Below are 22,605 nucleotides of genomic sequence, written 5' to 3'. Positions count from 1 at the left end.
TGAATGATACTCGTATTTTTAGAGGGCGAATTTTTTAAATAGGGATTTAGAATGAAAAGTATAGGTGATGAAAATGATAGCAACGAAGGATATACGTATAGAAAAAGATTTTTTAGGTGAAAAGGAAGTACCAAGTAGAGCTTATTACGGTGTACAAACATTACGTGCGGTAGAAAACTTCCCGATTACAGGATATCGCATCCATCCGTCACTCATTACGGCAATGGCAATTGTGAAAAAAGCGGCGGCACTTGCAAATATCGATACTGGTTACTTGGCGAAAGACATTGGACATGAAATTGCGGAGGCAGCGCAAGAAATTGTTGATGGGAAATTCCATGATCAATTTATCGTAGATCCAATTCAGGGCGGTGCTGGAACTTCTATTAATATGAATACAAACGAAGTAATTGCTAATCGAGCGTTAGAACGTATGGGATATGAAAAAGGCGAGTATGCAAAAATTAGCCCAAATACGCATGTAAACATGGCTCAGTCAACGAATGATGCGTTCCCAACGGGAATTCATATTGCAACTCTTATGATGTTAGAAGAACTTCTTATTACAATGGAAGAACTTCATGCTGCTTTCCGTGCAAAAGCAAACGAGTTCGATCACGTCATTAAAATGGGACGTACGCATTTACAAGATGCTGTTCCGATTCGTCTTGGACAAGAATTTGAAGCGTATAGCAGAGTGCTTGCGCGTGATATAAAAAGAATTAAACAATCTCGCCAACATTTATATGAAGTGAATATGGGGGCGACAGCTGTTGGTACGGGATTAAATGCAAACCCTACCTATATTGAACAAGTGGTTAAACACTTACGAACATTTAGCGGATTCCCACTTGTTGGTGCAGAGCATTTAGTTGATGCAACACAAAATACAGATGCATACACAGAAGTATCTGCAGCGTTAAAAGTATGTATGATGAATATGTCTAAAATTGCGAACGACCTTCGTATTATGGCATCTGGTCCACGTGTTGGATTGGCGGAAATTCAATTACCAGCTCGTCAGCCAGGTTCATCTATTATGCCAGGTAAAGTAAATCCTGTTATGGCAGAAGTAATTAATCAAGTCGCTTTCCAAGTAATTGGTAATGATCATACAATTTGCTTAGCGTCAGAAGCAGGACAACTGGAGCTCAACGTAATGGAGCCTGTGCTTGTATTTAATTTAATTCAATCTATTAGTATTATGAATAACGGATTCCGTGTATTCCGTGAATATTGTATTAAAGGAATTACAGCAAATGAAGAACTGCTGAAACAATATGTTGAGAAAAGTGTTGGAATTATTACAGCAGTTAACCCTCATATTGGTTATGAAGCAGCATCACGTATTGCACGTGAAGCAATTGAAACAGGAAAATCTGTTCGGGAGTTATGTTTAGAACATGGTGTACTGACAGAAGAAGAATTGGATATTATTTTAGATCCATTCGAAATGACGCATCCTGAAATTGCTGGAGCTTCTTTACTAAAGAATAAGAAGATGTAATGTAAAAAAACACCTCCATTGAATTTACATACGTAGTATGCAAATTCAGGAGGTGTTTTTTTATCACTATTCAAATTTACTTCATGTTGAGAGGGAGTTTGAGTTATATAAGACGAACAGCAATATAACAAGAAAAAACGTCTTATAAAAAGACGTTTTTTGAATGGATTAAAGAACTATTTTAATGGAGGATGTTTTAGCATGCTTAATTCTTCAGCAGTTAACCTATTTCCACCCCAAGCTTTCTCTTTAATATAATCTGGGTCGTTAAGGTAAGCGGAGAAAGTTACTTTCCCATCTTGATAATGATATACATAGTGAATGTTTTCTTTTTCATCATTTACGTACGTAAACAAGTTATATCCGCCGCGTTTATAATCTTTTTTAAAATCAACGTATTTTAATTGCTTTTCTGTAATTCCTTGTTTGGATATATAGTTATAAATACTTTTTTTCGCTTGTTCTTTAGTAAATAAAATGTATACAGTAACTAAAACGATAGGAATTAGAATTGAGATTAATATAATCAATTTTTTGTTCAATCTTCCTTCCCTCCTAAATTTAACCATTAAAATGATTTATTAAGAAATTGAAAAAAGGAAAAGTCCCGATTTGTAACGGGACTTTTTCCTTTTTTATTATCACTTATTTTAATTTTTAAAAGATATTAAATACAGCGTTTAATTGAAGTAAGCTAATGATAGCTAAGAAGATTAAACTGTATTTCATTGCTGTTTTAAATAGGGCAGATTCTTTACCAACTAGTCCAACTGCTGCACAAGCAACTGCTACAGATTGTGGTGAAACCATTTTTGCCATTGTACCACCTACTACGTTTAATGCAACAAGAGTAGAAGGAACGATGTTTAATTGATCTGCAGTTACTGCTTGAAGCGGTGCGAATAATGAACCACTTGATACTACTGAACCTGTAATGAATACGCCAATCCATCCTAAGATTGGAGAAAGAATTGGGAATGCATTACCAGTAGAAGAGAATGCAAGTCCAAGTGTAGATGACATACCAGAGTAGTTTTCCACGTAAGCTAAAGCGATAACACTACAGATTGTATACACTGGAGCTTTTAGTTCTTTTATTGTTTCAACCATTAATTCTTTAACCATTTTACCTTTTACGCGGTACACGATAAGTGAAACGATAATTGCTAATACGATTGCAGTAGTTGTAGATGAGAATACATCAAATTTGAAAACCGCTGCGAAAGGTGTATCAGCTTTTGTAATTGGTGTAGTTTTCATAACAGCGTTATGAAGACCAGGGAATTGAATGTTAAATACTAGGTTTGCTAGTGCGCCATCCGGAGCAAATAAAGCTTTAATTGGTTTTAAATTAAAGATTGTTACAAATGCAGTTAAGAATACGAATGGAGACCAAGCATATAAAATTTGATTGAATGTATGAGATTCTTTTTCTTTTTGTTTTTCTTCTTTAGCAGAAGATTTTGGCTGCCAAACACGTAGGAATAATGCAAGAGAGATCATACTTACAACGGCTGCGAAAATATTAGTAAGTTCTGCACCTAAGAAGTAAGTTACAACGAACTGAGTAATTGCGAAAGAAATACCACTTACAAGAATACCTTGCCAAGTTTCTTTAATACCTTTAATTCCATCGACCATTGAAACAAGTAAGAAAGGTAATACAATACTAATGAATGGTAGAATAAGAACAGTTTGACGACCGATAGTTAATGCATCTAATTCAGTTAATTGTGCTGGTACTGTAACTGGGATACCCATAGCACCCATAGCACCACCAGCGATGTTTGCTACTAAACAAATACCTGCTGCTTTTAATGGATTAAAGCCCATACCTACAAGTAGTGCAGCTGTAATAGCAACTGGAACACCTAGACCAGCTGCGCCTTCTAAGAAAGCACCGAAAGAATAAGCAATTAATAATACTTGTAAACGTTGATCATTTGTAATACTTGAAATGCTATCACGAATGATGTTGAATTGTTCTGTTTTAACAGTTAATTTGTAAAGGAAAATTGCTGCGATAACGATAGTACAAATTGGGTAAAATCCGGATAAAATACCGAATCCGGCAGATGCTACAGCTACTGTTGCTGGCATTTTATAAACGAATATAGCAAGAATAATAGCGACAATCACACTATAAAGCCCAGCGATATAACTTTTCATTTTCAGTCCCATTAAACAAATGATGAAGCAAAAAATTGGAAGTGCTGCGATTAGAGCAGATAACCAAATATTGTTTAATGGGTCATAAATTTGTGTCCAAGTACTCATAATAATGACAACTCCTATCTATTTTATGTGAAGAAATTCACATTATTTGTGAAACTATTCACAATCAACTTACATGCTTAGTATATTCTCCTTCAACACTATTGTCAACGTAAAAAAGTATAATTATTCCATAATAGTGTTAAAAGAAATGCTTTGTTCATAAAGTAGACAAAAAGCCCACTCAAATCTATTTGAGTGGGTGAGATAAATGATTTACATATTCTTTTCTTATAGTTGTTTATACATTATTGATCCTACAGCTCTATAATAGAGACCGTCTTTGTATTAAATATAGAGCTGCAGAATGTACCGCTTGCCCTATTTGATCAAGTTAGGAGTGGGACAGGAAATGTATTTAATAGGAAGTATTCCATCATAGTTCAAGCTAGTGAATATGAATTAAAAAGTAATAAGTTAATATTTAATGTTACGGCAGCTCTTTTTACTGAAAATTCCTTTTAGCGTAACAAAGAGGTTAAATATAACCCAAATACGTTACGATAGGTTATCAATTATAGACGGTATTTTACAATATCATTACTGCACATTGCAATGAGGTAAAAATATAACAAAAAGCCTGATAAAACAACGTTTGCAAGCAAAGTATTTGCAGCCCGTTATTTTGCTTTTTCGTTATATCGTATAGTATAATATTCAAAATCAGCAAGGAATTTTTCCTGAGTCCTTTGCTGGTTAAGGTGGAAAAAATTTTCAGCTTTATAGGTTGATAAAGTTATGTCGTAACAGGAAATATAAGAACAGATATATAAATAAATAAAAAGAAAATAAAAACGAAAATGAGGGGAACTTTATGAGCCAAAATCAATTCGAATGTCGTATTTCAGAAGAAGATGTACAAATGTTAAGAGCGTTAGCGCATCCGTTGCGTCTACGCCTAGTAATGGAACTAATGCAACGTGGAACATGTAACGTAACACAATTACAGGAAGTGTTAGAAATTCCGCAATCAACAGTTTCGCAACATTTAACGAAATTAAAACAAAATAAAGTAGTACGCTTTGAACGACGAGGACTGGAAGTGTATTATCAAATTCATAACGATAAAGTAAGTGAAGTAGTAAAAACATTATTTTCTTAAAATTTGAATATTATGGAAAAAGACGTGTGGGATCTACGTCTTTTTTTATTTGTTAGAAGGTGATATGAGAAAGAATGTTAATATGTAAGGAAAAAAGGCTAACCATTAAAATGTTGCTATATGGAATATATTCTAAAAGGAAAAGAAAAGATAGAAAGGAGTGTAATAAGTAAAAGGAGGGATAGTAGAATGGATGTAAAACGTGTGAAACAAATTTTATCTTCTTCAAGTAGAATCGACGTTACATATGAAGGTGTACCAGTATGGATTGAGAGCTGTGACGAGCAGAGTGGGGTTGCTCAAGTGTATGATGTATCTAATCCTGGAGAAAGCGTCCACGTGAACGTGACGGCTTTAGAGGAGAAGTAATAGAAAAGACGCTTCTAAATGTTTAGAAGCGTCTTTTTATTTCTTATTCCATCATATGTGCAATTTTCTTAGAGAACATAAGAAGTACTAATCCGAGTACGATTACGATAATACCGATACTTGCGAATACTTCTAAATATCCTAAAGATTGAGTGAAAGCAGCTAATTGTCCTGCTAATAAGTTTGCGAAGCCAGTACCAGCTAACCATACACCCATTAATAATGATGCTAATTTAACAGGAGCGATTGCACTTACCATAGATAATCCGATTGGTGATAAGAATAATTCACCAATTGTATGGAACATGTAAGTGAATACAATGAATAGTAAGTTTGCTTTCATTGTAATGTTACCTTCGTCGCTACCAGTTTTTAATACAGCTAAAGTTAGTACTAAATATCCAATCCCTAGTAAAATCATACCAAATGCCATTTTTGTTGGGATTTTTAAATCACCATTTTTTGTTTTCGAAAGTTTAATCCATAATGCAGAAACAGGTAATGCTAGTAAGATAATGAATAGTGGGTTTACAGATTGGAACCAAGGTGTTGGAATTGTAAATCCACCAATTGTACGATCCACAAACTTATCTGTGTAAAGTGTTAAAGAACTACCTGCTTGCTCAAATCCTGCCCAGAAGAATACTACGAAACAAGTTAAAATTAAAATTGCAGCAGTACGTTTTTTCTCTTGTGTTGTTAAAGGTTTTTTCTCGATTGCTTTTGCATTTTTTTCTTTAGATTTTTTCCCTACAACAGTTGTTCCGATAGACCCTAAGTAACGAGGTGCTAAGAAATTAAAGGCAAGCTGTCCAATAATCATACCGATACAAGCTGTTAAGAAACCGTATCTATAGTCTGCGAAGTAACCGCAAATGAATGGAGCGATAAGAGCACCTAAGTTAATTCCCATGTAGAAGATAGTGAAGGCACTATCACGACGAGAATCGTTTTCGCTATATAATTGACCTAATAAAGTCGAAATATTTGGTTTGAAGAATCCGTTACCAATAACTAATAATCCTAATCCTAAAAATAGTCCAGTTTTTGTGTTCATTGAGAATAGTACAAAGTTACCAATTGCCATGATGATACCACCAATAGTAATAGCATGGCGCTTCGTAATGAAATGGTCAGTTAACCAACCACCGATAATCGGTGTGAAGTATACTAACATTGTGAAAATACCGTAAATTTGAACTGCAACTGCTTTATCAAATCCTAAACCGCCGCTTACTAAGCTCGTTGTTAAATAAAGAACTAATAAGCCACGCATTCCGTAATAACTGAATCTTTCCCATGCTTCTGTAAAGAACAACAAGTATAACCCTGGTGGATGTTTTTTTGGTGATTGTTGCTCTCCAGCTTTGTCTAATTTTAAAGCTGCATCCATTTTTGTTTCCCCCTAATCCTGTATAACGGATATTTATGTAATCATTTTAATTTACAAAATATTTAGAAGTCAATAGAATTATATGGAAATAGAAAGAAAATTTCTAAAAAAGTTCTATTTTACTTCGACCGTTACTGTATTTTGCCCTGAAAACAAGATGATAAGCGTTTTCAAATGTAATAATTGAATTCTAAAAGAAAATAAAATAGTGATTAATCAGAAAATTTAGATTAAAATATTTATTCTGATATAGAGAAAATATATTCTATTTACTTTTATAATATAACATATTGGGAATAAAAATACAAAATGAAATAATGTGACATTTAAGTGAATTGAAAAATAACCAGCTCCATAGAAGGGGAAGCTGGTTAGGGAAATATTATTTAATAAAGCGTTTTTCGATATCATCTAATAGTAGGTTAGCAGCCATTACACCGCCAGCAGTATTCCAAATCACATCGTCAACTTTGTATGCTTTATTATTTTTCACTGCATTTAAATTTTTAAATAGTGGATCATTGATATATTCTTTTTCTAATTCAGAGCCTTTTTTCTCATTTCCTTTATCGAATGTGAAGTAGAACAATACATCGCCATCCATTGCAGAAATACGTTCTTTAGATACGTTACGCTCTGCGAAGTCATCTTTATTTTGATCGCCAGGACGTTTAAATCCAAGTTCTTTTAAAATAACACCAGAGAATGTATCACCATGATAAATACGAACATCACCAGGCATGAAGCGAACCATAGAGATTTCTTGATTTACTTTATCACCTAGTTTGGCTTTTAAATCTTTCATACGTTTATCGTAATCAGCTAAAACCTTTTCGCCTTCTTTTTCTTTATTTAATGCTTTCGCATAAAACTTGAAGTTATCTTTCCATTCACCACGTAATGTTTCAGAGAACACAGTAGGTGCAATTGCTTTTAGTTGCTCGTACACTTTTTCGTGACGCATTTTGTTACCGATAATTAAGTCTGGTTTTAAAGAAGCGATTGTTTCTACGTTCACTTGTCCTTCATCACCAACAACCTTTACATCTTTCATTTTATCTTTAATATGTGGATACCATGGATCACCAGTCCAAGATTTTACAGCCCCAACTGGTTTAACACCTAATTCAAGTAAAGCTTCAGTACCTTCATTTGTTAAAATGACTACACGTTTTGGATTAGCAGGAACTTCTGTTTTACCCATTGCATGTTCCACAGGAATCATTTCTTTTTTCGTATCTTCTTTTGATTCTTCTTTCGTATTTGATTTTCCACAAGCACTTAAAAGTAGTGAAAAGGCTAATAAAAATACAAATACTGTAAACGATTTCTTTCGCATGAAATTCATTATGTACCCCCTACATAGTGAGAATTTTTTTCAATAGCAAGCATGATATTAAGCCTTTATCTTTAGATTGTCAATACATACGGTTGAAAATAATTCTCATTTCCGTTGACAATGAGAATTAAGTTGAAATACACTTACAACGTATCATTATACATTGAAGGGGAAACGCTGCATGTTATTAAAAACAAATCGAGCAAAATGGATTGGATTATTTGTTGGGATCATTGCAGTCATTACTTGTATTTGGGGCAGTATTATTTTCGGATATACAAATACGAGTTGGAAATTAGCGTTAGATGCTTTTTTCCATTTTAATGGGTCCAATGAACATATTATTATTCAAAATGTGCGTCTACCAAGGGCATTAATTGCAGCGAGTGTTGGTGCTAGTTTAGCCATTGCAGGTTGTCTTATGCAAACTTTAACGAAAAATCCACTTGCTTCTCCAGATTTTATTGGATTAAATTCAGGTGCTGCTTTCTTCATAGTTGTAGCAATTGTTATTTTTTCCGTGACATCATTATCAGCTTTCACGTGGATTGCCTTCTTAGGGGCAGCAATTGCAGCTGTACTTGTATTTGCTTCTAGCTCTTTAGGAAAAGAGGGGACAACGCCTCTTAAATTAACGTTAGCAGGAGTGGCAATTAGTGCGTTATTTTCATCATTAACACAAGGATTACTTGTTTTAAATGAAAAGGCGCTTGAAGAAGTATTATTTTGGCTTGCCGGATCTGTGCAAGGAAGAAAGTTAGAAATTTTACAATCAGTATTCCCGTATTTATTAATAGGCTGGATTGCATCTATTATGATGGCAGGGAAAGTAAATACATTGATGATGGGGGAAGACGTTGCAAAAGGACTTGGTCAAAGAACGATTTTAATGAAATCATTCGTACTACTTATTATTGTCCTGTTATCCGGTGGTTCAGTTGCGGTCGCAGGTCCTATTGGGTTTATTGGTATTGTTACCCCGCATTTTGCCAGATTTCTTGTTGGAGTAGATCATAGGTGGAGAGTACCGTATAGCGGCTTATTAGGTGCAATACTATTGATCTTAGCTGATATCGCAGCAAGATATGTCATTATGCCACAAGAAGTACCAGTAGGGGTTATGACAGCATTTATTGGTGCGCCGTTCTTTATTTATATTGCACGTAAGAGAGGGCTTAGCAAATGAAGAAGTATATTCCGTTTCGTATAGGAAAAGGCGGGCTCTCGTTTTTAATGTACAAACGAGCTTGTCTCGTCTTATTCAGTTTACTAGTTGTTTTAATAGGATTGTTTTTTGCGAGTGCAGGTATGGGAGACATGAAAATTGCTCCTTATGATGTATGGCAAGCGATTACTGGAAATGGCGATGCGATGTCCAATATGGTTGTAAATAAGTTTCGTATGCCGCGTATTTTAATTGCTATCCTTGTAGGAATCGCACTTGCTGTAGCAGGATGTATTTTACAAGGGCTCGTTCGAAATCCACTTGCTTCTCCGGATATCATCGGGATTACAGGTGGTGCAAGTGTTGCAGTGGTATTATTTTTAGCTATATTTAGTGATAAAAATAATGCGCTAACTGTAAGCATTCATTATATGCCGTTAGCAGCTTTTATTGGGGCAACGATTGTAGCACTTTTTGTATATTTATTTGCATGGAGAAATGACGGATTATCACCGATTAGTCTTGTTTTAATTGGTGTTGGTTTTTGGGCATTAACGAAAGCGGCAACGACTTTGTTTATGTTGTTAGCGCCAATTTACCAAGCGAGTCAAGCGAATGTATGGATTACAGGCACTGTTTACGGTTCTTCTTGGCAAAACGTCATGGTACTTGCGCCGTGGGTTCTCATTTTAACGGTAATATCATTTATAGCTGCTAGACATTTAAATGCGCAAGAGCTAGGGGATGATATTGCGGTAGGGCTTGGTGTTCCTTTAACAAAGTCACGCATATTTATGTTATTACTTAGTACAGCTTTAATTGGTGGAGCAGTTGCCTTTGCTGGTGGAATTGGATTTGTCGGTTTAATGGCACCTCATATTTCACGAAGACTAGTTGGTTCTTTATACGGTGCATTACTCCCGGTTGCGGCTATTGTCGGTGCAATTTTAGTACTTGCTGCAGATTTAATTGGGCGTACAGTTTTCACCCCACTTGAAATTCCAGCAGGGGTATTTACATCAGCAATTGGTGCACCTTATTTTATTTATTTACTTTATAAAAGTCGGAATTCATAAAGGAAGATGAATATGCAAAAAGCATTGGAGACGAAACGTTTGACGTTGTCTTACGGTGAAACAATTATTATTGATGAGTTGAATTTAGAAATTCCAAAAGGTGAAATTACCATCTTTATCGGTTCTAACGGTTGCGGGAAATCGACCTTATTACGTTCACTAGCTAGATTATTAAAACCAACAGCTGGTGACATTTTGTTAGATAGTCAAGCCATTCAAAATATGCAAACGAAGCAAATCGCTCGTCAAATGGCAATTTTACCGCAAGGACCGCAAGCGCCAGAAGGGCTTACAGTATTGCAACTTGTAAAGCAAGGACGTTATCCGTATCAAACATGGCTGAAGCAATGGTCAGAAAAAGATGAGGAAATGGTACAGAAAGCACTTGCAGCAACAGGTATGACAGAATTTGCTGAGCGTGATGTGCATGCTCTTTCAGGTGGACAACGACAACGTGCTTGGATTGCAATGACGCTTGCGCAAGATACAGATATTATTTTATTGGATGAGCCTACTACCTATTTAGATATGACTCACCAAATTGAAGTGCTAGATTTATTATTCGAATTAAATGAAACAGAACAAAGAACAATTGTTATGGTACTACACGATTTAAATTTGGCCTGCCGTTATGCAGACAATATTGTAGCCATTCAAGATAAACAAATATATGCACAAGGTAAGCCAGAAGAAGTAGTAGATGAGAAGCTAGTACGTGATGTATTCCGAATGGAATGTCAAATTAGTACGGATCCGTTATTTGGGACGCCACTTTGTATTCCGCATGGAAAAGGAAGACGTGTACGTAAAGAAGTTGCTCATGCAATGAGATAAAGAAAAAGACGATGAGGAAATCATCGTCTTTTTTATTTTCGGCAAGAGAATAAGAGAAAGAGGGGAATACGTAAACGACGTTCATATTCTTCCGCGCTTTGAAAATAAGTTTGATCTGGTGTAGCTTCTTTTAAATTTGTAATTGTAAATCCAGCCTGTTGTAATAGTGTAAAATATTCTTCCGTTGTACGATGATATTTAATAACTTCTTGATCAATCCAAGGTTCAACCCGTTTGCCTAGTTTAAAGTAATCATCGACAAGCCAACTCGTTCTTTTTCCGCTCGTTTGCAAGCTTTCAAATGAAGAGGTAATAATAGGGTGTTGAACGCTAAAAGTAAAGGTTCCATTTGTCTTTAAAGTTTCGTACACATTTTGAAAAATGATAGTAAGATGTTCGATATAATGTAAGGCGAGTCTAGATGTTACTAAATCAAAAGTAGAAGGAGGGTATGTGTAGTCTTTGAGGTTTAAAAAATGAACGGCGCCATTTTTGTTTTCTAGTTGTTTTTTAGCTTTTTCATACATAAGTTCGGAGCCTTCAATACCGGTGTAAGAGTGGCAGTCTTTTTCTAATAATTCCTTGCCAAATTTTGCGTCCCCACAGCCTAAATCGAGAATTTTCTTTCCTTTCACATCACCAATGAGTTGAAAGAAGGCTGGTTTTTCAAGTGATTCATTTGGGCTATTTTCTCGGTATCTTCGTTTCATATATTGTTCAAAAAACGCTTCGTTATTATATACATCAGATTCAGTAAATGCCATGATTGAAGCCCCCTTACATATTTTTTTTATTCTACCAAATATGAAAAGTAAATGATAGATTTCTTGTAATGAATCATATATAATCTAGAATTGTAAGCGGTTACTTTAAACTATTTTTCTATAATAAATTCTGAAAACGTGTTAAGCTAGTAGAGGGATTATTAGAACTATTAAGACAATAATTCGCTTACATGAACGATGGGAGGCTTCACGATGTCTAGTAAAACACTTGCGAAATTTTTAGAAGAAAATTTAGAGGATTTAAAATCAAAGGGGCTTTATAACGTAATTGATCCGCTCGAAAGTTCAAATGGACCGATCATTACAATTGGCGGAAAAGAATATATTAACTTATCTTCAAACAACTATCTTGGATTAGCAACAGATAGCCGTTTGCAAGAAGCTGCAATTGGTGCAATTCATAAGTACGGCGTTGGAGCAGGAGCGGTTCGTACAATTAACGGTACTTTAGATTTGCATATTAAATTAGAAGAAACAATTGCAAAGTTTAAACATACAGAAGCAGCAATTGCTTATCAATCAGGATTTAATTGTAATATGGCAGCGATTTCAGCTGTTATGGATAAAAATGATGCGATTCTTTCAGACGAGTTAAACCATGCTTCTATTATTGATGGTAGTCGTCTATCAAAAGCAAAAATTATTGTTTATAAACATTCTGATATGGAAGATTTACGCCAAAAAGCAATCGCAGCGAAAGAATCAGGACTTTACAATAAATTAATGGTAATTACAGACGGTGTCTTTTCAATGGATGGAGATGTTGCAAAACTACCAGAAATTGTTGAGATTGCGGAAGAATTAGATTTAATGACATACGTAGATGATGCACACGGTTCAGGTGTACTTGGTAAAGGGGCAGGAACTGTAAAGCACTTTGGTCTGTCTGATAAAGTTGATTTCCAAATTGGTACATTATCAAAAGCAATTGGGGTAATTGGTGGATATGTAGCAGGGAAACAAAACTTAATTGACTGGTTAAAAGTTCGTTCACGTCCATTCTTATTCTCTACAGCATTAACACCAGCTGATGCTGCAGCTTGCATGAGATCAATTGAAATCTTAATGGAAAGCACAGAGTTGCACGATCGTTTATGGGAAAATGGTCGCTATTTAAAACAAGGGTTAAAAGAACTTGGCTTTAACATCGGAGAAAGTGAAACGCCAATTACACCTTGTATTATTGGTGACGAAGTATTAACACAAGAATTTAGTAAACGTCTAAATGAAGAAGGCGTATATGCAAAATCTATCGTGTTCCCAACTGTAGCTAAAGGAACAGGACGTGTTCGTAATATGCCAACAGCAGCTCATACGAAAGAAATGTTAGATGAAGCAATTCGTAAGTATGAAAAAGTAGGGAAAGAAATGGGCATCATTTAAGTAACGACATCTTTTGAATAGCTTGCAAATGAGGAGTGGGGAAAATGAAAAAAATTCTAGTAACCGGTTCTTTAGGGCAAATTGGTTCTGAACTAGTAATGAAACTTCGTGATGTATACGGCGCATCAAATGTTATTGCAACAGATATTCGTGAAACAGATAGTGAAGTAGTAACGTCTGGTCCATTTGAAACGTTAGATGTAACAGATGGACAAAAACTACATGATATCGCAAAGCGCAATGAAGTAGATACAATTATTCATTTAGCAGCTTTACTTTCAGCAACAGCAGAAAAAAATCCGTTATTTGCATGGAATTTAAATATGGGCGGACTTGTAAATGCATTAGAAGCAGCTCGTGAATTAAACTGTAAGTTTTTCACGCCAAGTTCTATCGGTGCATTCGGTCCATCAACACCGAAAGATAATACACCACAAGATACAATTCAACGTCCTACTACGATGTATGGGGTAAACAAAGTAGCAGGGGAATTATTATGTGATTATTATCATCAAAAATTTGGCGTTGATACGCGCGGTGTCCGTTTCCCAGGTTTAATTTCTTACGTAGCTCCTCCAGGAGGCGGAACAACTGATTATGCAGTTGAAATTTATTATGAGGCGATTAAAAAAGGCACATACACCTCATACATTGCAGAAGGAACATACATGGATATGATGTACATGCCAGATGCTTTACAAGCGATCATTTCATTAATGGAAGCTGATCCAAGTAAGTTAGTGCATAGAAATGCATTTAATATTACAGCAATGAGCTTTGAGCCAGAGCAAATCGCAGCATCAATTCGTAAACACATTCCGACGTTTACAATGGACTACGCTGTAGATCCAGCTCGTCAAACAATCGCTGATAGTTGGCCAAACTCTATTGATGCAACAGCAGCAATGAAAGAGTGGGGCTTTAAAGCAGAATACGATTTAGACAAAATGACAACGGACATGTTGGCTAAGTTAAAAAAAAAGCTCACAGCTGAGTTAGTGATGAATTAATAGGAAGGGTCGATTCTTAGGAATCGACTCTTTTATTTGTATTTTAGGAATATACAAATAATTACAAGTGTGATAGAATGAGTTAATTTGTGTGTAAAGGGGAGACAGGAAATGGAGAAATGGGAGTTAGCAAAAGAAATTTATAATACGTCACGTTTAACGGGAACGTTTAAGCTTCGATCAGGACAAGTATCAAATCAATACTTTGATAAGTACTTATTTGAATCTAATCCAGCATTGTTAGTAGAAATTGCTAAGCAATTGAAAGAGCTCATTCCTCCTGAGACAGAAGTGCTCGCAGGCTTAGAGATGGGAGGAATTCCAGTAGCAACAGCATTATCTTTACAAACGGGTATACCAGTTGTATTTGTAAGAAAAGAAGCGAAGAAGTACGGTACATGTAAGTTAGCAGAAGGCGTTAATATTACTGAGAAAAATGTTTGTGTTGTTGAAGATGTTATTACGACAGGTGGTCAAATATTATTAAGCACGAAAGATTTAAGAGAACTAGGTGCGAAGGTACATCATGTTTTAGGCGTAATTGAACGAACAAAAGAGGGAAGAGAAAACTTATTAGAAGATGGCTTACAGCTACATTCTTTATTTACAATGGATGAGTTAATTGAAGGAGAAAAGGAACATGCAAAGGGTTGATGTCGTATACGCACTAATACATGACGAAGAAACAGATAAAATATTAATGGTACATAATGTAGAACAAAATGTTTGGTCATTGCCGGGTGGGGCTGTTGAAAAGGGTGAAACGTTAGAGGAAGCTTTAGTAAGGGAAGTAAAAGAAGAGACAGGGTTAACTGCTGTGGCAGGTGGACTTGTTGCGATTAATGAAAAATTCTTTGAAGAGCCAGGGAATCATGCGCTATTATTTACATTTCGAGCGCATGTAGTAAAAGGTGAACTTGTTGCAGCAGATGAAGGAGAAATTTCCGCAATGGAGTGGGTGGACAGAGCAATTGCAAATGAACGATTCCCATTCTACGATGGAGGATTCGATTCATTATTAGAAGTAGCCATTCCATATAAGTTTCAACCAGAAACAAAGTGATTGAATAGAAAAAAACAGGAGCGCAAAGCTCCTGTTTTTCTATTCAATCGTCTTCAGTAATAACTTTTTCAATAGTGGTTTAATCTTCAGACGTAAATCTTCAGCGTGATTTGCAACTAAGAAGTGATGGTTATAAATGTTCTTCATTAATTGATAAGTTGCTTCTTTCGCTTCGCCTTCTTCGATGAAAATTCCGATTACTTCCATACCACTTTTACGAGCAAGTTTGACAGCTTCATGCGTATCTAAAATACCGTCTTGTTGGTAGTCTAGCGCAGAAGGTTCACCGTCTGTGAAGACAAGTAAGAATTTATGTTTTTCTGGTCTTTTTGCAAGCTTTTCAGAAACGATCCGAATGATATATCCGTCGCGGTTATCTTCTTCTTCGCGAAGCTGCATAATTTCTGGACCAACGTTTGGTAACGTTGAGTTTTTATACGTTACAACTTCATGGATAACGTTCGGCTTATCTTCAGGTTTAGCACTAGAAGCATCTTCCCAAAATCCGCTAATAGCGTGCGGGATTTTTAAAGATTTTAACGCTTCATGGAATAGGACCACACTCTTTTTCGTTTCTTCCATTTTGTTATACATAGAACCAGAGCAGTCTACTAATAGTTGGAATGCAACGTCGAGCTCTTGTGATTCTTGCCCTTTTTTATAAAACATGCGAGGCTGCTTTTCAGTATAAATACGAAGGAATTTCTTACGAAGTCTTCCGTAATATTTATCACTATTTGCATTCGTTTTATTTTCAATCGTTTTTTCGATAATTTTCTTTAATTCTTTTACATCTTTATTAACGACTGATTTGATAGCTTGGTAATCCTTTTTCTCATCAGGATTTGGTTTACGTGCTTCTTTAAATGTATGAGAAGCGCCAGTGTTATATTTACCATATGCACCATCATTTTGACTAGAAGCGTGAGAAGCTCTTGCTTCTTTTGTGTCAGCACCATCAAAGTTAGATTGTGTACTTTTTTGAGAAGTACCTTGTACAGAGCCAAGTGCTTGGTCGCCATCTTCTGATTCGCGAGCAGTGTCACCCATCATATTTGTTTTTGTTCCGCTTTCTAATTCAAAGCGTAAAAAGTTCTCGTTTTCATTGTTTTTATTTTCACGGTGCCATGTTGAGAAGCTTTCATCCATTTTGTTTTTATTTTCATCGTCATCTATGAGCTGCGTATCATCGTTTGCTAAATCTTCGACGCGACAGTTTTTTTCATCTGCAATGACAGATAAATAAAGCGGTGCATGCCCGAAATAGTTGTTCAGCATATCACTTTCAAGAAGCTCCTCTAAGCGATAGCGAATTTTCTCAACGATATACATAATATCTTCCGTATTACGAGCTTGGAATGTTTCATGCAAAATAGCTTCAATTTGCTCGAAATATTCATTATTAAACATTTCATATTTATCGCTCGTTAATGAAAGATAGCATAGACAAAATAGACGATCACCGTGATAGTTACGAACACGATTGATTTCATTTTGTGAGCTAAAGTAATTGCGATACATTTCTTTTCTTCTTTTAAAAACATGCTTTGTGCCAGGGCGTAAGTTTTTTACGATTTCCTCAACACGTAAATCTTCTAATAGAACAAATAATTGTGTTAAAAACTTTTTTAAGGGTGATTCTTGCAATTCAATTGCATAAGAACGAATTAAAGTCATGTCCGAGTAATGTTTATTACCAAGTGCTTTTAAAAACACTTCGCTTTTTAATCCGATTACTGTATCCTCTTCTTTTCGATCATCCCAAAAGTGACTAATGACAACCTTTTTTTCAATTTCGTCGTAGTATGCTTTATAGCCATACTCAAGGTAGGCATCATCTTCTTTGAGAAGGGCATACATTAAGTTTTCCATTTGTAGAAACAGCGACGCATCAATTTTTTTGTCACTAAAAATTTGTCTCATGAATTATCCCTCAAAGAAATAACTTTCTGCTAATTCACGGACAGTCATTTGTTCTGTTTCATCGTTTAATTTTGCGATAATACTACGTTCAATTGCACGCATAACGGGAATATATACACCTAAATCACATGCATCAATAATGCCACGAATACTTGCTGCTTCTTCACTTACGCGGCCATCACGAGCTAAAGGCATAAGATCGCTTGCAAATGCAACGAACTTTTCAATTGTTGCAGTGTCTTTTAGTTTTGATTCTGCTAATAATAGTTCTTTTAATGTATCACCTTGGATGTAGGGAACTTCAATAATAACGAAACGGTTTTTTAACGCTTCGTTTAGTTCACTTGTTCCAACGTAGCCTTCATTAATTGCTGCGATTACACGATACTCATCATCACCGTATACAACTTCTTGTGTAAACGGGTTTGTAATCATTTTACGGTAATCTAATGCACCGTGAAGAAGTGGTAACGTTTCAGGTTTTGCCATATTGATTTCATCAATATATAGGAAATGACCGTTCTTCATTGCTTTCATAAGAGGACCGTTAACGAATGTAACTTCAGATGCGCCATCTTTCGTTTGTAGTGTGTTGTATCCTAAAATACCTTCTACATCTAAATCGACAGAACAGTTAATGCTATGCATTGGTTTTTGGAATAAAGAAGAAAGAGTTTCAGCTAGTACGGTTTTACCACTACCAGTCGGCCCTTTTAATAGAATATTTTTGCCAAGAAGAAGTGCTGTAATGGCATCTTCGATAATGCTATTATCAGATGCTTTATATACTTTTGTACCGATTAAATGTGCATTTTCACCAGCTTCTTGTTTATTCTTTTCGTGAATTGTAGAAAGTTGCTGTTTTAAATCAGCATGTATATGAAATTGTTCTAACATGTATGTCCCACCTAACATTATTTTCATAAAGTAATACATCTTATGATAACTTGTTTTAATATGGTATGCAAAGAAAAGGAGAGGGGACAAATATAAAAGAAAAAGCAATCAATAGTACATTGATTGCTTATAGTAAAGGAGAAATGAGCCTCATAAAAGACTCTAATATTCGTTTTTTGATACTTCTCTTTTGGAAAGCGTTCCATTTAATTTCAGTAGAATGCTTAAAGTCATCTTCAAAATCACGTTTAATATCATGAACAGTTTCTGATTCATACAGTACGCTAATAATTTCGTAATTCAATTCAAAGCTGCGTACGTCCATATTTGCTGTTCCGATTGTTGCAATTTTATCATCAACAAGTACAATTTTTGCATGCATAAAGCCATCTTTATAACTATAAATGGAGGCACCAGCTTTTAAAAGTGGAGTGAAGTAGGACTGAGATGCTTGGTCACTAATAATACTATCACTTTTACCAGGATATAAAATGCGTACATCTATGCCAGATATTGCACTTAAACGTAATAATGTTAAAGTTTCTTGATCTGGAATAAAGTATGGTGTAGCAATCCAAATAGATTTTTTTGCCGAGCCCATAACAGCTAATAATGTATTGCGAATGCTCTTATCATCTGAGCTTGGCCCGCTTGCTACAATTTGCACGGCACCTTCTGCACTTGAAATTTCTTTACCTGGGAAGTATTGTCTATTCATAAATTGATCCCAAGAATAGGTTTTCAAACCACTAGATGCATAGAGCCAGTCCTCTAGAAAAATTGCTTGTAATTTATATAACGCTTTTCCTTCGATTTTTAAATGACTATCACGCCAAACGGGAAACTTTTTTGAACGGCCAAGATATTCATCACCGACGTTAAGTCCTCCAGTAAAACCGATTTCTCCATCTACAATGACGATTTTACGGTGGTTACGATAATTGACGGTTTCAAGTAACCAAGCTGAAAAAATAGGGTCAAATTCAACAATTTCAATCCCAGCTTCTTTCATAGGTTTTAAAAAGCGTCTTCTTAACGTATTACTTCCTAATCCATCATAAAGGAAGCGTACAATAACACCAGCTTTTGCTTTGTTTATTAAAGCATCCCGAACTTTTGTACCAATCTCATCAGATTTATAAATATAGTATTGAATATGTATATGATGTTTTGCTTGCTCGATCGCTTGCAAAATTGCTGAAAATGTTTGATCTCCGTTTGTTAAAAGTTTTGTAGTTGTTCTATCTGCGGCAGGCCCGCCTCCAAATTTTTGTACAACTTCTGTTAAATGGGTAGAGCGTTCACTTAATGGGACTTTGAGTGATAACTCTAGTCGTTTTCCTTCTAATATTTCACGGAATAATTTTCTTTGTTCTTCTGAACGATGGAGATGCTTTTTTCTTCTCCAACGGCTACGCCCGAAAATAGAGTATAAAAGTACACCTACAACGGGAAGAAGTGCTAATACTAAAAACCACGCTAAGGTACTTTGCGGAGACCTATTTTCGATAAAAATAACGAATGAAATTCCTACAATTGTGATGGACCAGAGAACGCCGACAAATGTATATAACGAAATATACGATGTATTTAATAGGAAAAGAACGATAGATACAATTGTAAATATTAATAGTAATTGGACAATAGGTTTCTTCATTTCTATATAATTCCTCTAATCTTTCTTCAATATAGACTTCCTAAATAGCGGATGTAATGTGACATTTTTATCCCACTTTAATGGGCAGTAAGCCCCCCACTGATTAAAGTTTCACTTTATTATAAAGTGTTTTCTGTTTTTTACAAAATGTAGGTATTTCCCCCATACTTTCCGCATTTGTCCTACATACAGTGTATTGTTACGTTTTTAAAGAGAAAAGGAAGGTGAATAAAATGTATGGTCGTCCAATTGGAGGATTTGGTCACGGAGGTTTTCATGGTGGTTTTGGACATTCACCATTTTTTGGTGGAGGTTTCTTTCCAGGGTTTGTAGCAGGAGCATTACTCAGCCCTGGATTTGGTTATGGCGGATATGGTTATCCGTATTACTCGGATTATTCTTATTATACAGGTTACCAACAAGATCCATATTATTCTTACAATACCTATTAAGATGAGAAAATGGAAAAGGAGAGGGGAAATATGAATTATATAGAAAATAACGGATTGTATTATCGTAATCATCATCATGGAGGGCACCATCATAACGGCGGACATCACCACCATGGTGGGCACAATCACCATGATCATCATCACCATCACGGAGGTGGATGGGGCTGGGGTGGCGGCTCATGGGGCGGTGGATTTTTCCCTGGAAGTTTTGCTGGAGGTGTGTTAGGTGGGCTTACAGCTGGCGCATTAACGGGTGCAGCAGGTGGAGGCTACTATCCAGCACCATACCCAGTAACTTATCCAGCGCCATATCCAGCACCGTACCCAGTAATTTATTCAGCGCCATATCCAACACCATATCCGTATTAAACAAAAAAAGAGGATATCCTCTTTTTTGTTTAATACAGTATTTATTTATAAAATTCTTCCAAAATCAAGGTAAAAATATGTTAATATTTTGTTATTATAATTCAAAAACTACTATTTATAATCGAAACGGTATTATATTGCTTTTTATTACAAATAATATTATGTTATTTTAATCGACATATTTCAAAACGTGATGTATGTAAAGAACGATTATTAGGAAATGAAATATCTCTATTTCTATGAAAAGAAACAAGTTATGTTTTAGTCAGATAGGAAGCAAGGAGAGATGCGCATGCTAGAACAAAGAGGTCATGCATTATATGAATCTTCATTGCGAGATTTAAAGTTAGCATTAGATGAGTCTTCAATTGTTGCGATTACAGACCGAAAGGGTCTTATTACATATGTAAATGATAAGTTTTGTGAAATCTCCAAATATACACGAGAAGAGTTAATAGGGAAAGATCATCGTATTTTAAATTCAGGACATCATCCGAAAACATTTTTTCAAATGCTATGGAAGCGTATTTTGAGCGGAAAAGTATGGAGAGGGGAGATTCGAAATCAAGCAAAAGATGGTACATATTATTGGGTTAAAACAACAATTGTTCCATTTTTAAATGAAAAAGGAGAGCCATATCAATTTATTGCGATCCGAAATGATATTAGTAGTAGGAAAGAAGCAGAACAGAGGTTACGGTTAAGCGAAAGTCGTTATAGGGAGCTTGCGTATCATGATGCTTTAACGAGTTTACCGAACCGTTTACAATTAATAACGACTGTTAACGAATTGATTGCAGATAAAAGAGAGTTTGGTATGATTTATTTTGATTTGGATCGTTTTAAATTAGTAAACGATACGCTAGGTCATATGATAGGAGATTTACTTTTAAGCGAAGTTGCTTCACGGTTGCATTATGTGCTAGGAGAGAAAGATGTTCTGGCTAGGCTGGGTGGCGACGAATTTGTGTTGTTAACAAAAAATCATACACAAGATGAGATGAGGCAGCTAGCGACATCTGTGTTGTCATGCTTTCAGGCGCCATTTATACTTGAAGGTCACGAAGTATACATTTCAGCTAGTCTAGGACTGTGCTCATATCCGCAAGATGGACAAGATGTAGAAACTCTATTGAAGAATTCAGATTTAGCTATGTATAGTGCGAAAGAACAGGGAAGAAATGCAGCGTGTTTCTTTACAGATGAGTTACGTGCGAAAATAAATCGTAGAATGAAAATTGAATTTGCTTTGCAAAAGGCAATTCGTGATGAAGAGTTAGATGTGGCACTGCAGCCTATTATTGATTTGAAAACGAAGAAATATACTGGTATTGAAGCTTTAGCGCGTTGTTCGACAGAAGAAGGACCTATTTCACCAAGCGAATTTATCCCAGTAGCTGAAGAATCTGGACTTATTATAAAATTAGGAGACTGGGTATTAGAAAAGTCATGTCGCTTGTTTAAAACATTGCCAGAGTATGAAGAAGGACTAAAGTTATCTGTGAATTTATCCATACAACAATTAATGCAAAAGCGTTTTATTTTATCTGTACGTAGCATTTTAAGGAGAACTGGATTTCCTGCAAATCGTTTAATTTTAGAAATAACGGAAAGCATTGCTGTTCGTCATTTTGATTATATTATTGCTACATTACAAGAATTAAGAAATATGGGTATTTTAATTGCTTTAGATGATTTCGGAACGGGTTATTCTTCCTTATATTATTTAAAACAACTACCGCTGGATATAGTAAAAATTGATCGTAATTTTATTCGTGAATTTCATTATGATCATGCACAGCCAGAGCGAACGATTGTAAAATCTGTTATTGAAATTGCCCATAGCTTACATTTAGCAGTAGTTGCTGAAGGGGTAGAGACAGTAGAGCAAGAAAGCTTATTAAAATCGATGGGCTGTGATTATGTACAAGGATTTTATTATGCAAAACCTTTATCTGTAGCAGAGTTAAAGGAAAAGTTAATTATAGACTTCTAATAAAAAAGAGA

The 22,605-nt window shown here is 35.4% G+C and carries 21 protein-coding genes; 13 read left to right on the top strand and 8 right to left on the bottom strand.

The annotated features are described in order from the left end of the window. Positions 1-73: 73 nt before the first annotated feature. The gene (gene aspA, locus ACTT1L_RS14745; protein ID WP_000562151.1) at positions 74-1,507 is read left to right on the top strand and encodes an aspartate ammonia-lyase; all 1,434 of its coding nucleotides are present in this window, start codon (positions 74-76) and stop codon (positions 1,505-1,507) included. A gap of 176 nt (positions 1,508-1,683) precedes the next feature. Here the strand turns inward: aspA and ACTT1L_RS14740 are convergent, their stop codons facing one another. Both ACTT1L_RS14740 and ACTT1L_RS14735 read right to left on the bottom strand, forming a co-directional pair. Next, complete coding sequence (locus ACTT1L_RS14740) at positions 1,684-2,049, bottom strand: DUF3139 domain-containing protein (protein ID WP_001035535.1); 366 nt, start codon at positions 2,047-2,049, stop codon at positions 1,684-1,686. Between the two features lie 115 nt (positions 2,050-2,164). Continuing rightward, positions 2,165-3,784 carry an L-lactate permease gene (locus tag ACTT1L_RS14735; RefSeq protein ID WP_442821979.1) on the bottom strand — a complete coding sequence of 540 codons (1,620 nt, stop codon included), beginning with the start codon at positions 3,782-3,784 and terminating at the stop codon, positions 2,165-2,167. An 811-nt stretch (positions 3,785-4,595) separates the two neighbouring features. Between ACTT1L_RS14735 and ACTT1L_RS14730 the strand changes: the two genes are divergently transcribed. After that, the gene (locus ACTT1L_RS14730; RefSeq protein WP_000081429.1) at positions 4,596-4,883 is read left to right on the top strand and encodes an ArsR/SmtB family transcription factor; all 288 of its coding nucleotides are present in this window, start codon (positions 4,596-4,598) and stop codon (positions 4,881-4,883) included. A 189-nt stretch (positions 4,884-5,072) separates the two neighbouring features. Further along, the gene (locus ACTT1L_RS14725) at positions 5,073-5,252 is read left to right on the top strand and encodes an acid-soluble spore protein H (protein ID WP_000382683.1); all 180 of its coding nucleotides are present in this window, start codon (positions 5,073-5,075) and stop codon (positions 5,250-5,252) included. Positions 5,253-5,295: 43 nt separating this feature from the next. Here the strand turns inward: ACTT1L_RS14725 and ACTT1L_RS14720 are convergent, their stop codons facing one another. Together ACTT1L_RS14720 and ACTT1L_RS14715 are read right to left on the bottom strand one after the other, a co-directional pair. Continuing rightward, positions 5,296-6,645, bottom strand: coding sequence for a peptide MFS transporter (locus ACTT1L_RS14720; protein ID WP_000338308.1), 1,350 nt, complete (start codon positions 6,643-6,645; stop codon positions 5,296-5,298). 382 nt (positions 6,646-7,027) lie between these two features. Continuing rightward, a complete protein-coding gene (locus ACTT1L_RS14715; protein WP_071742053.1) occupies positions 7,028-7,993 on the bottom strand; it encodes an ABC transporter substrate-binding protein in 966 nt (321 codons plus the stop codon). A gap of 172 nt (positions 7,994-8,165) precedes the next feature. Between ACTT1L_RS14715 and ACTT1L_RS14710 the strand changes: the two genes are divergently transcribed. Genes ACTT1L_RS14710 through ACTT1L_RS14700 form a run of 3 tightly spaced genes read left to right on the top strand, consistent with a single transcriptional unit; the run spans position 8,166 to position 11,059 of the window. Further along, positions 8,166-9,170, top strand: coding sequence for a FecCD family ABC transporter permease (locus tag ACTT1L_RS14710; RefSeq protein WP_000925216.1), 1,005 nt, complete (start codon positions 8,166-8,168; stop codon positions 9,168-9,170). Further along, complete coding sequence (locus ACTT1L_RS14705; RefSeq protein WP_000760066.1) at positions 9,167-10,225, top strand: FecCD family ABC transporter permease; 1,059 nt, start codon at positions 9,167-9,169, stop codon at positions 10,223-10,225. Before ACTT1L_RS14710 ends, ACTT1L_RS14705 begins: the two co-directional genes overlap by 4 nt. A gap of 12 nt (positions 10,226-10,237) precedes the next feature. Then, positions 10,238-11,059 (top strand): ABC transporter ATP-binding protein, encoded by an 822-nt coding sequence (locus ACTT1L_RS14700; RefSeq protein ID WP_001167951.1) that lies wholly within the window; start codon positions 10,238-10,240, stop codon positions 11,057-11,059. 32 nt (positions 11,060-11,091) lie between these two features. Here the strand turns inward: ACTT1L_RS14700 and ACTT1L_RS14695 are convergent, their stop codons facing one another. Beyond that, positions 11,092-11,823: a class I SAM-dependent DNA methyltransferase gene (locus tag ACTT1L_RS14695; RefSeq protein WP_000885946.1), complete on the bottom strand. Its 732-nt coding sequence runs from the start codon at positions 11,821-11,823 to the stop codon at positions 11,092-11,094. Between the two features lie 213 nt (positions 11,824-12,036). Here ACTT1L_RS14695 and ACTT1L_RS14690 point away from each other — a divergent pair, with 213 nt between their 5' ends. The 4 genes from ACTT1L_RS14690 to ACTT1L_RS14675 all read left to right on the top strand — a co-directional run bounded on the left by ACTT1L_RS14690 (position 12,037) and on the right by ACTT1L_RS14675 (position 15,300). Next, complete coding sequence (locus ACTT1L_RS14690) at positions 12,037-13,227, top strand: glycine C-acetyltransferase (RefSeq protein ID WP_000095906.1); 1,191 nt, start codon at positions 12,037-12,039, stop codon at positions 13,225-13,227. Between the two features lie 44 nt (positions 13,228-13,271). Next, positions 13,272-14,237, top strand: coding sequence for an L-threonine 3-dehydrogenase (locus ACTT1L_RS14685; RefSeq protein WP_000723139.1), 966 nt, complete (start codon positions 13,272-13,274; stop codon positions 14,235-14,237). A gap of 111 nt (positions 14,238-14,348) precedes the next feature. Then, a complete protein-coding gene (gene pyrE / locus ACTT1L_RS14680; protein ID WP_000417029.1) occupies positions 14,349-14,891 on the top strand; it encodes an orotate phosphoribosyltransferase in 543 nt (180 codons plus the stop codon). Next, entirely contained in the window at positions 14,878-15,300 is a 423-nt protein-coding gene (locus tag ACTT1L_RS14675; RefSeq protein ID WP_001189954.1) for an NUDIX hydrolase, read from the top strand. The genes pyrE and ACTT1L_RS14675 overlap by 14 nt, the downstream gene beginning before the upstream one ends. Before the next feature lie 39 nt (positions 15,301-15,339). On the opposite strand, the gene ACTT1L_RS14670 is transcribed toward ACTT1L_RS14675, so the two are convergent. The 3 genes from ACTT1L_RS14670 to ACTT1L_RS14660 all read right to left on the bottom strand — a co-directional run bounded on the left by ACTT1L_RS14670 (position 15,340) and on the right by ACTT1L_RS14660 (position 19,777). Further along, positions 15,340-17,223 (bottom strand): vWA domain-containing protein, encoded by a 1,884-nt coding sequence (locus ACTT1L_RS14670; protein WP_001248871.1) that lies wholly within the window; start codon positions 17,221-17,223, stop codon positions 15,340-15,342. Between the two features lie 3 nt (positions 17,224-17,226). Beyond that, complete coding sequence (locus tag ACTT1L_RS14665; protein ID WP_048558065.1) at positions 17,227-18,120, bottom strand: ATP-binding protein; 894 nt, start codon at positions 18,118-18,120, stop codon at positions 17,227-17,229. Positions 18,121-18,247: 127 nt separating this feature from the next. Further along, complete coding sequence (locus ACTT1L_RS14660) at positions 18,248-19,777, bottom strand: cardiolipin synthase (protein ID WP_000743044.1); 1,530 nt, start codon at positions 19,775-19,777, stop codon at positions 18,248-18,250. A gap of 233 nt (positions 19,778-20,010) precedes the next feature. Between ACTT1L_RS14660 and ACTT1L_RS14655 the strand changes: the two genes are divergently transcribed. From ACTT1L_RS14655 to ACTT1L_RS14645, 3 genes are all read left to right on the top strand, one after another. Continuing rightward, a complete protein-coding gene (locus tag ACTT1L_RS14655) occupies positions 20,011-20,229 on the top strand; it encodes a hypothetical protein (protein ID WP_000274348.1) in 219 nt (72 codons plus the stop codon). A gap of 30 nt (positions 20,230-20,259) precedes the next feature. Next, positions 20,260-20,598: a cobalt transporter gene (locus ACTT1L_RS14650; RefSeq protein ID WP_074544151.1), complete on the top strand. Its 339-nt coding sequence runs from the start codon at positions 20,260-20,262 to the stop codon at positions 20,596-20,598. Positions 20,599-20,890: 292 nt separating this feature from the next. Then, on the top strand, positions 20,891-22,594 hold the full coding sequence (locus ACTT1L_RS14645; protein WP_000893367.1) for a putative bifunctional diguanylate cyclase/phosphodiesterase: 1,704 nt from the start codon (positions 20,891-20,893) through the stop codon (positions 22,592-22,594). Positions 22,595-22,605 lie beyond the last annotated feature (11 nt).

This window comes from Bacillus sp. FH (genome assembly GCF_052216825.1).
GTDB lineage: Bacteria > Bacillota > Bacilli > Bacillales > Bacillaceae_G > Bacillus_A > Bacillus_A paranthracis.
The sequence above is the reverse complement of the archived record's forward strand: the minus strand, read 5'-3'. Positions and strand labels throughout refer to the sequence as shown.

What these genes read in the sequence shown, in the direction of transcription:
- aspA (WP_000562151.1), top strand. Translation starts at nt 74, where the DNA reads ATGATAGCAACGAAGGATATACGTATAGAAAAAGATTTTTTAGGTGAA.
- ACTT1L_RS14735 (WP_442821979.1), bottom strand. Translation starts at nt 3,784, where the DNA reads ATGAGTACTTGGACACAAATTTATGACCCATTAAACAATATTTGGTTA.
- ACTT1L_RS14730 (WP_000081429.1), top strand. Translation starts at nt 4,596, where the DNA reads ATGAGCCAAAATCAATTCGAATGTCGTATTTCAGAAGAAGATGTACAA.
- ACTT1L_RS14725 (WP_000382683.1), top strand. Translation starts at nt 5,073, where the DNA reads ATGGATGTAAAACGTGTGAAACAAATTTTATCTTCTTCAAGTAGAATC.
- ACTT1L_RS14720 (WP_000338308.1), bottom strand. Translation starts at nt 6,645, where the DNA reads ATGGATGCAGCTTTAAAATTAGACAAAGCTGGAGAGCAACAATCACCA.
- ACTT1L_RS14715 (WP_071742053.1), bottom strand. Translation starts at nt 7,993, where the DNA reads ATGAATTTCATGCGAAAGAAATCGTTTACAGTATTTGTATTTTTATTA.
- ACTT1L_RS14710 (WP_000925216.1), top strand. Translation starts at nt 8,166, where the DNA reads ATGTTATTAAAAACAAATCGAGCAAAATGGATTGGATTATTTGTTGGG.
- ACTT1L_RS14705 (WP_000760066.1), top strand. Translation starts at nt 9,167, where the DNA reads ATGAAGAAGTATATTCCGTTTCGTATAGGAAAAGGCGGGCTCTCGTTT.
- ACTT1L_RS14700 (WP_001167951.1), top strand. Translation starts at nt 10,238, where the DNA reads ATGCAAAAAGCATTGGAGACGAAACGTTTGACGTTGTCTTACGGTGAA.
- ACTT1L_RS14695 (WP_000885946.1), bottom strand. Translation starts at nt 11,823, where the DNA reads ATGGCATTTACTGAATCTGATGTATATAATAACGAAGCGTTTTTTGAA.
- ACTT1L_RS14690 (WP_000095906.1), top strand. Translation starts at nt 12,037, where the DNA reads ATGTCTAGTAAAACACTTGCGAAATTTTTAGAAGAAAATTTAGAGGAT.
- ACTT1L_RS14685 (WP_000723139.1), top strand. Translation starts at nt 13,272, where the DNA reads ATGAAAAAAATTCTAGTAACCGGTTCTTTAGGGCAAATTGGTTCTGAA.
- pyrE (WP_000417029.1), top strand. Translation starts at nt 14,349, where the DNA reads ATGGAGAAATGGGAGTTAGCAAAAGAAATTTATAATACGTCACGTTTA.
- ACTT1L_RS14675 (WP_001189954.1), top strand. Translation starts at nt 14,878, where the DNA reads ATGCAAAGGGTTGATGTCGTATACGCACTAATACATGACGAAGAAACA.
- ACTT1L_RS14670 (WP_001248871.1), bottom strand. Translation starts at nt 17,223, where the DNA reads ATGAGACAAATTTTTAGTGACAAAAAAATTGATGCGTCGCTGTTTCTA.
- ACTT1L_RS14665 (WP_048558065.1), bottom strand. Translation starts at nt 18,120, where the DNA reads ATGTTAGAACAATTTCATATACATGCTGATTTAAAACAGCAACTTTCT.
- ACTT1L_RS14660 (WP_000743044.1), bottom strand. Translation starts at nt 19,777, where the DNA reads ATGAAGAAACCTATTGTCCAATTACTATTAATATTTACAATTGTATCT.
- ACTT1L_RS14655 (WP_000274348.1), top strand. Translation starts at nt 20,011, where the DNA reads ATGTATGGTCGTCCAATTGGAGGATTTGGTCACGGAGGTTTTCATGGT.
- ACTT1L_RS14650 (WP_074544151.1), top strand. Translation starts at nt 20,260, where the DNA reads ATGAATTATATAGAAAATAACGGATTGTATTATCGTAATCATCATCAT.
- ACTT1L_RS14645 (WP_000893367.1), top strand. Translation starts at nt 20,891, where the DNA reads ATGCTAGAACAAAGAGGTCATGCATTATATGAATCTTCATTGCGAGAT.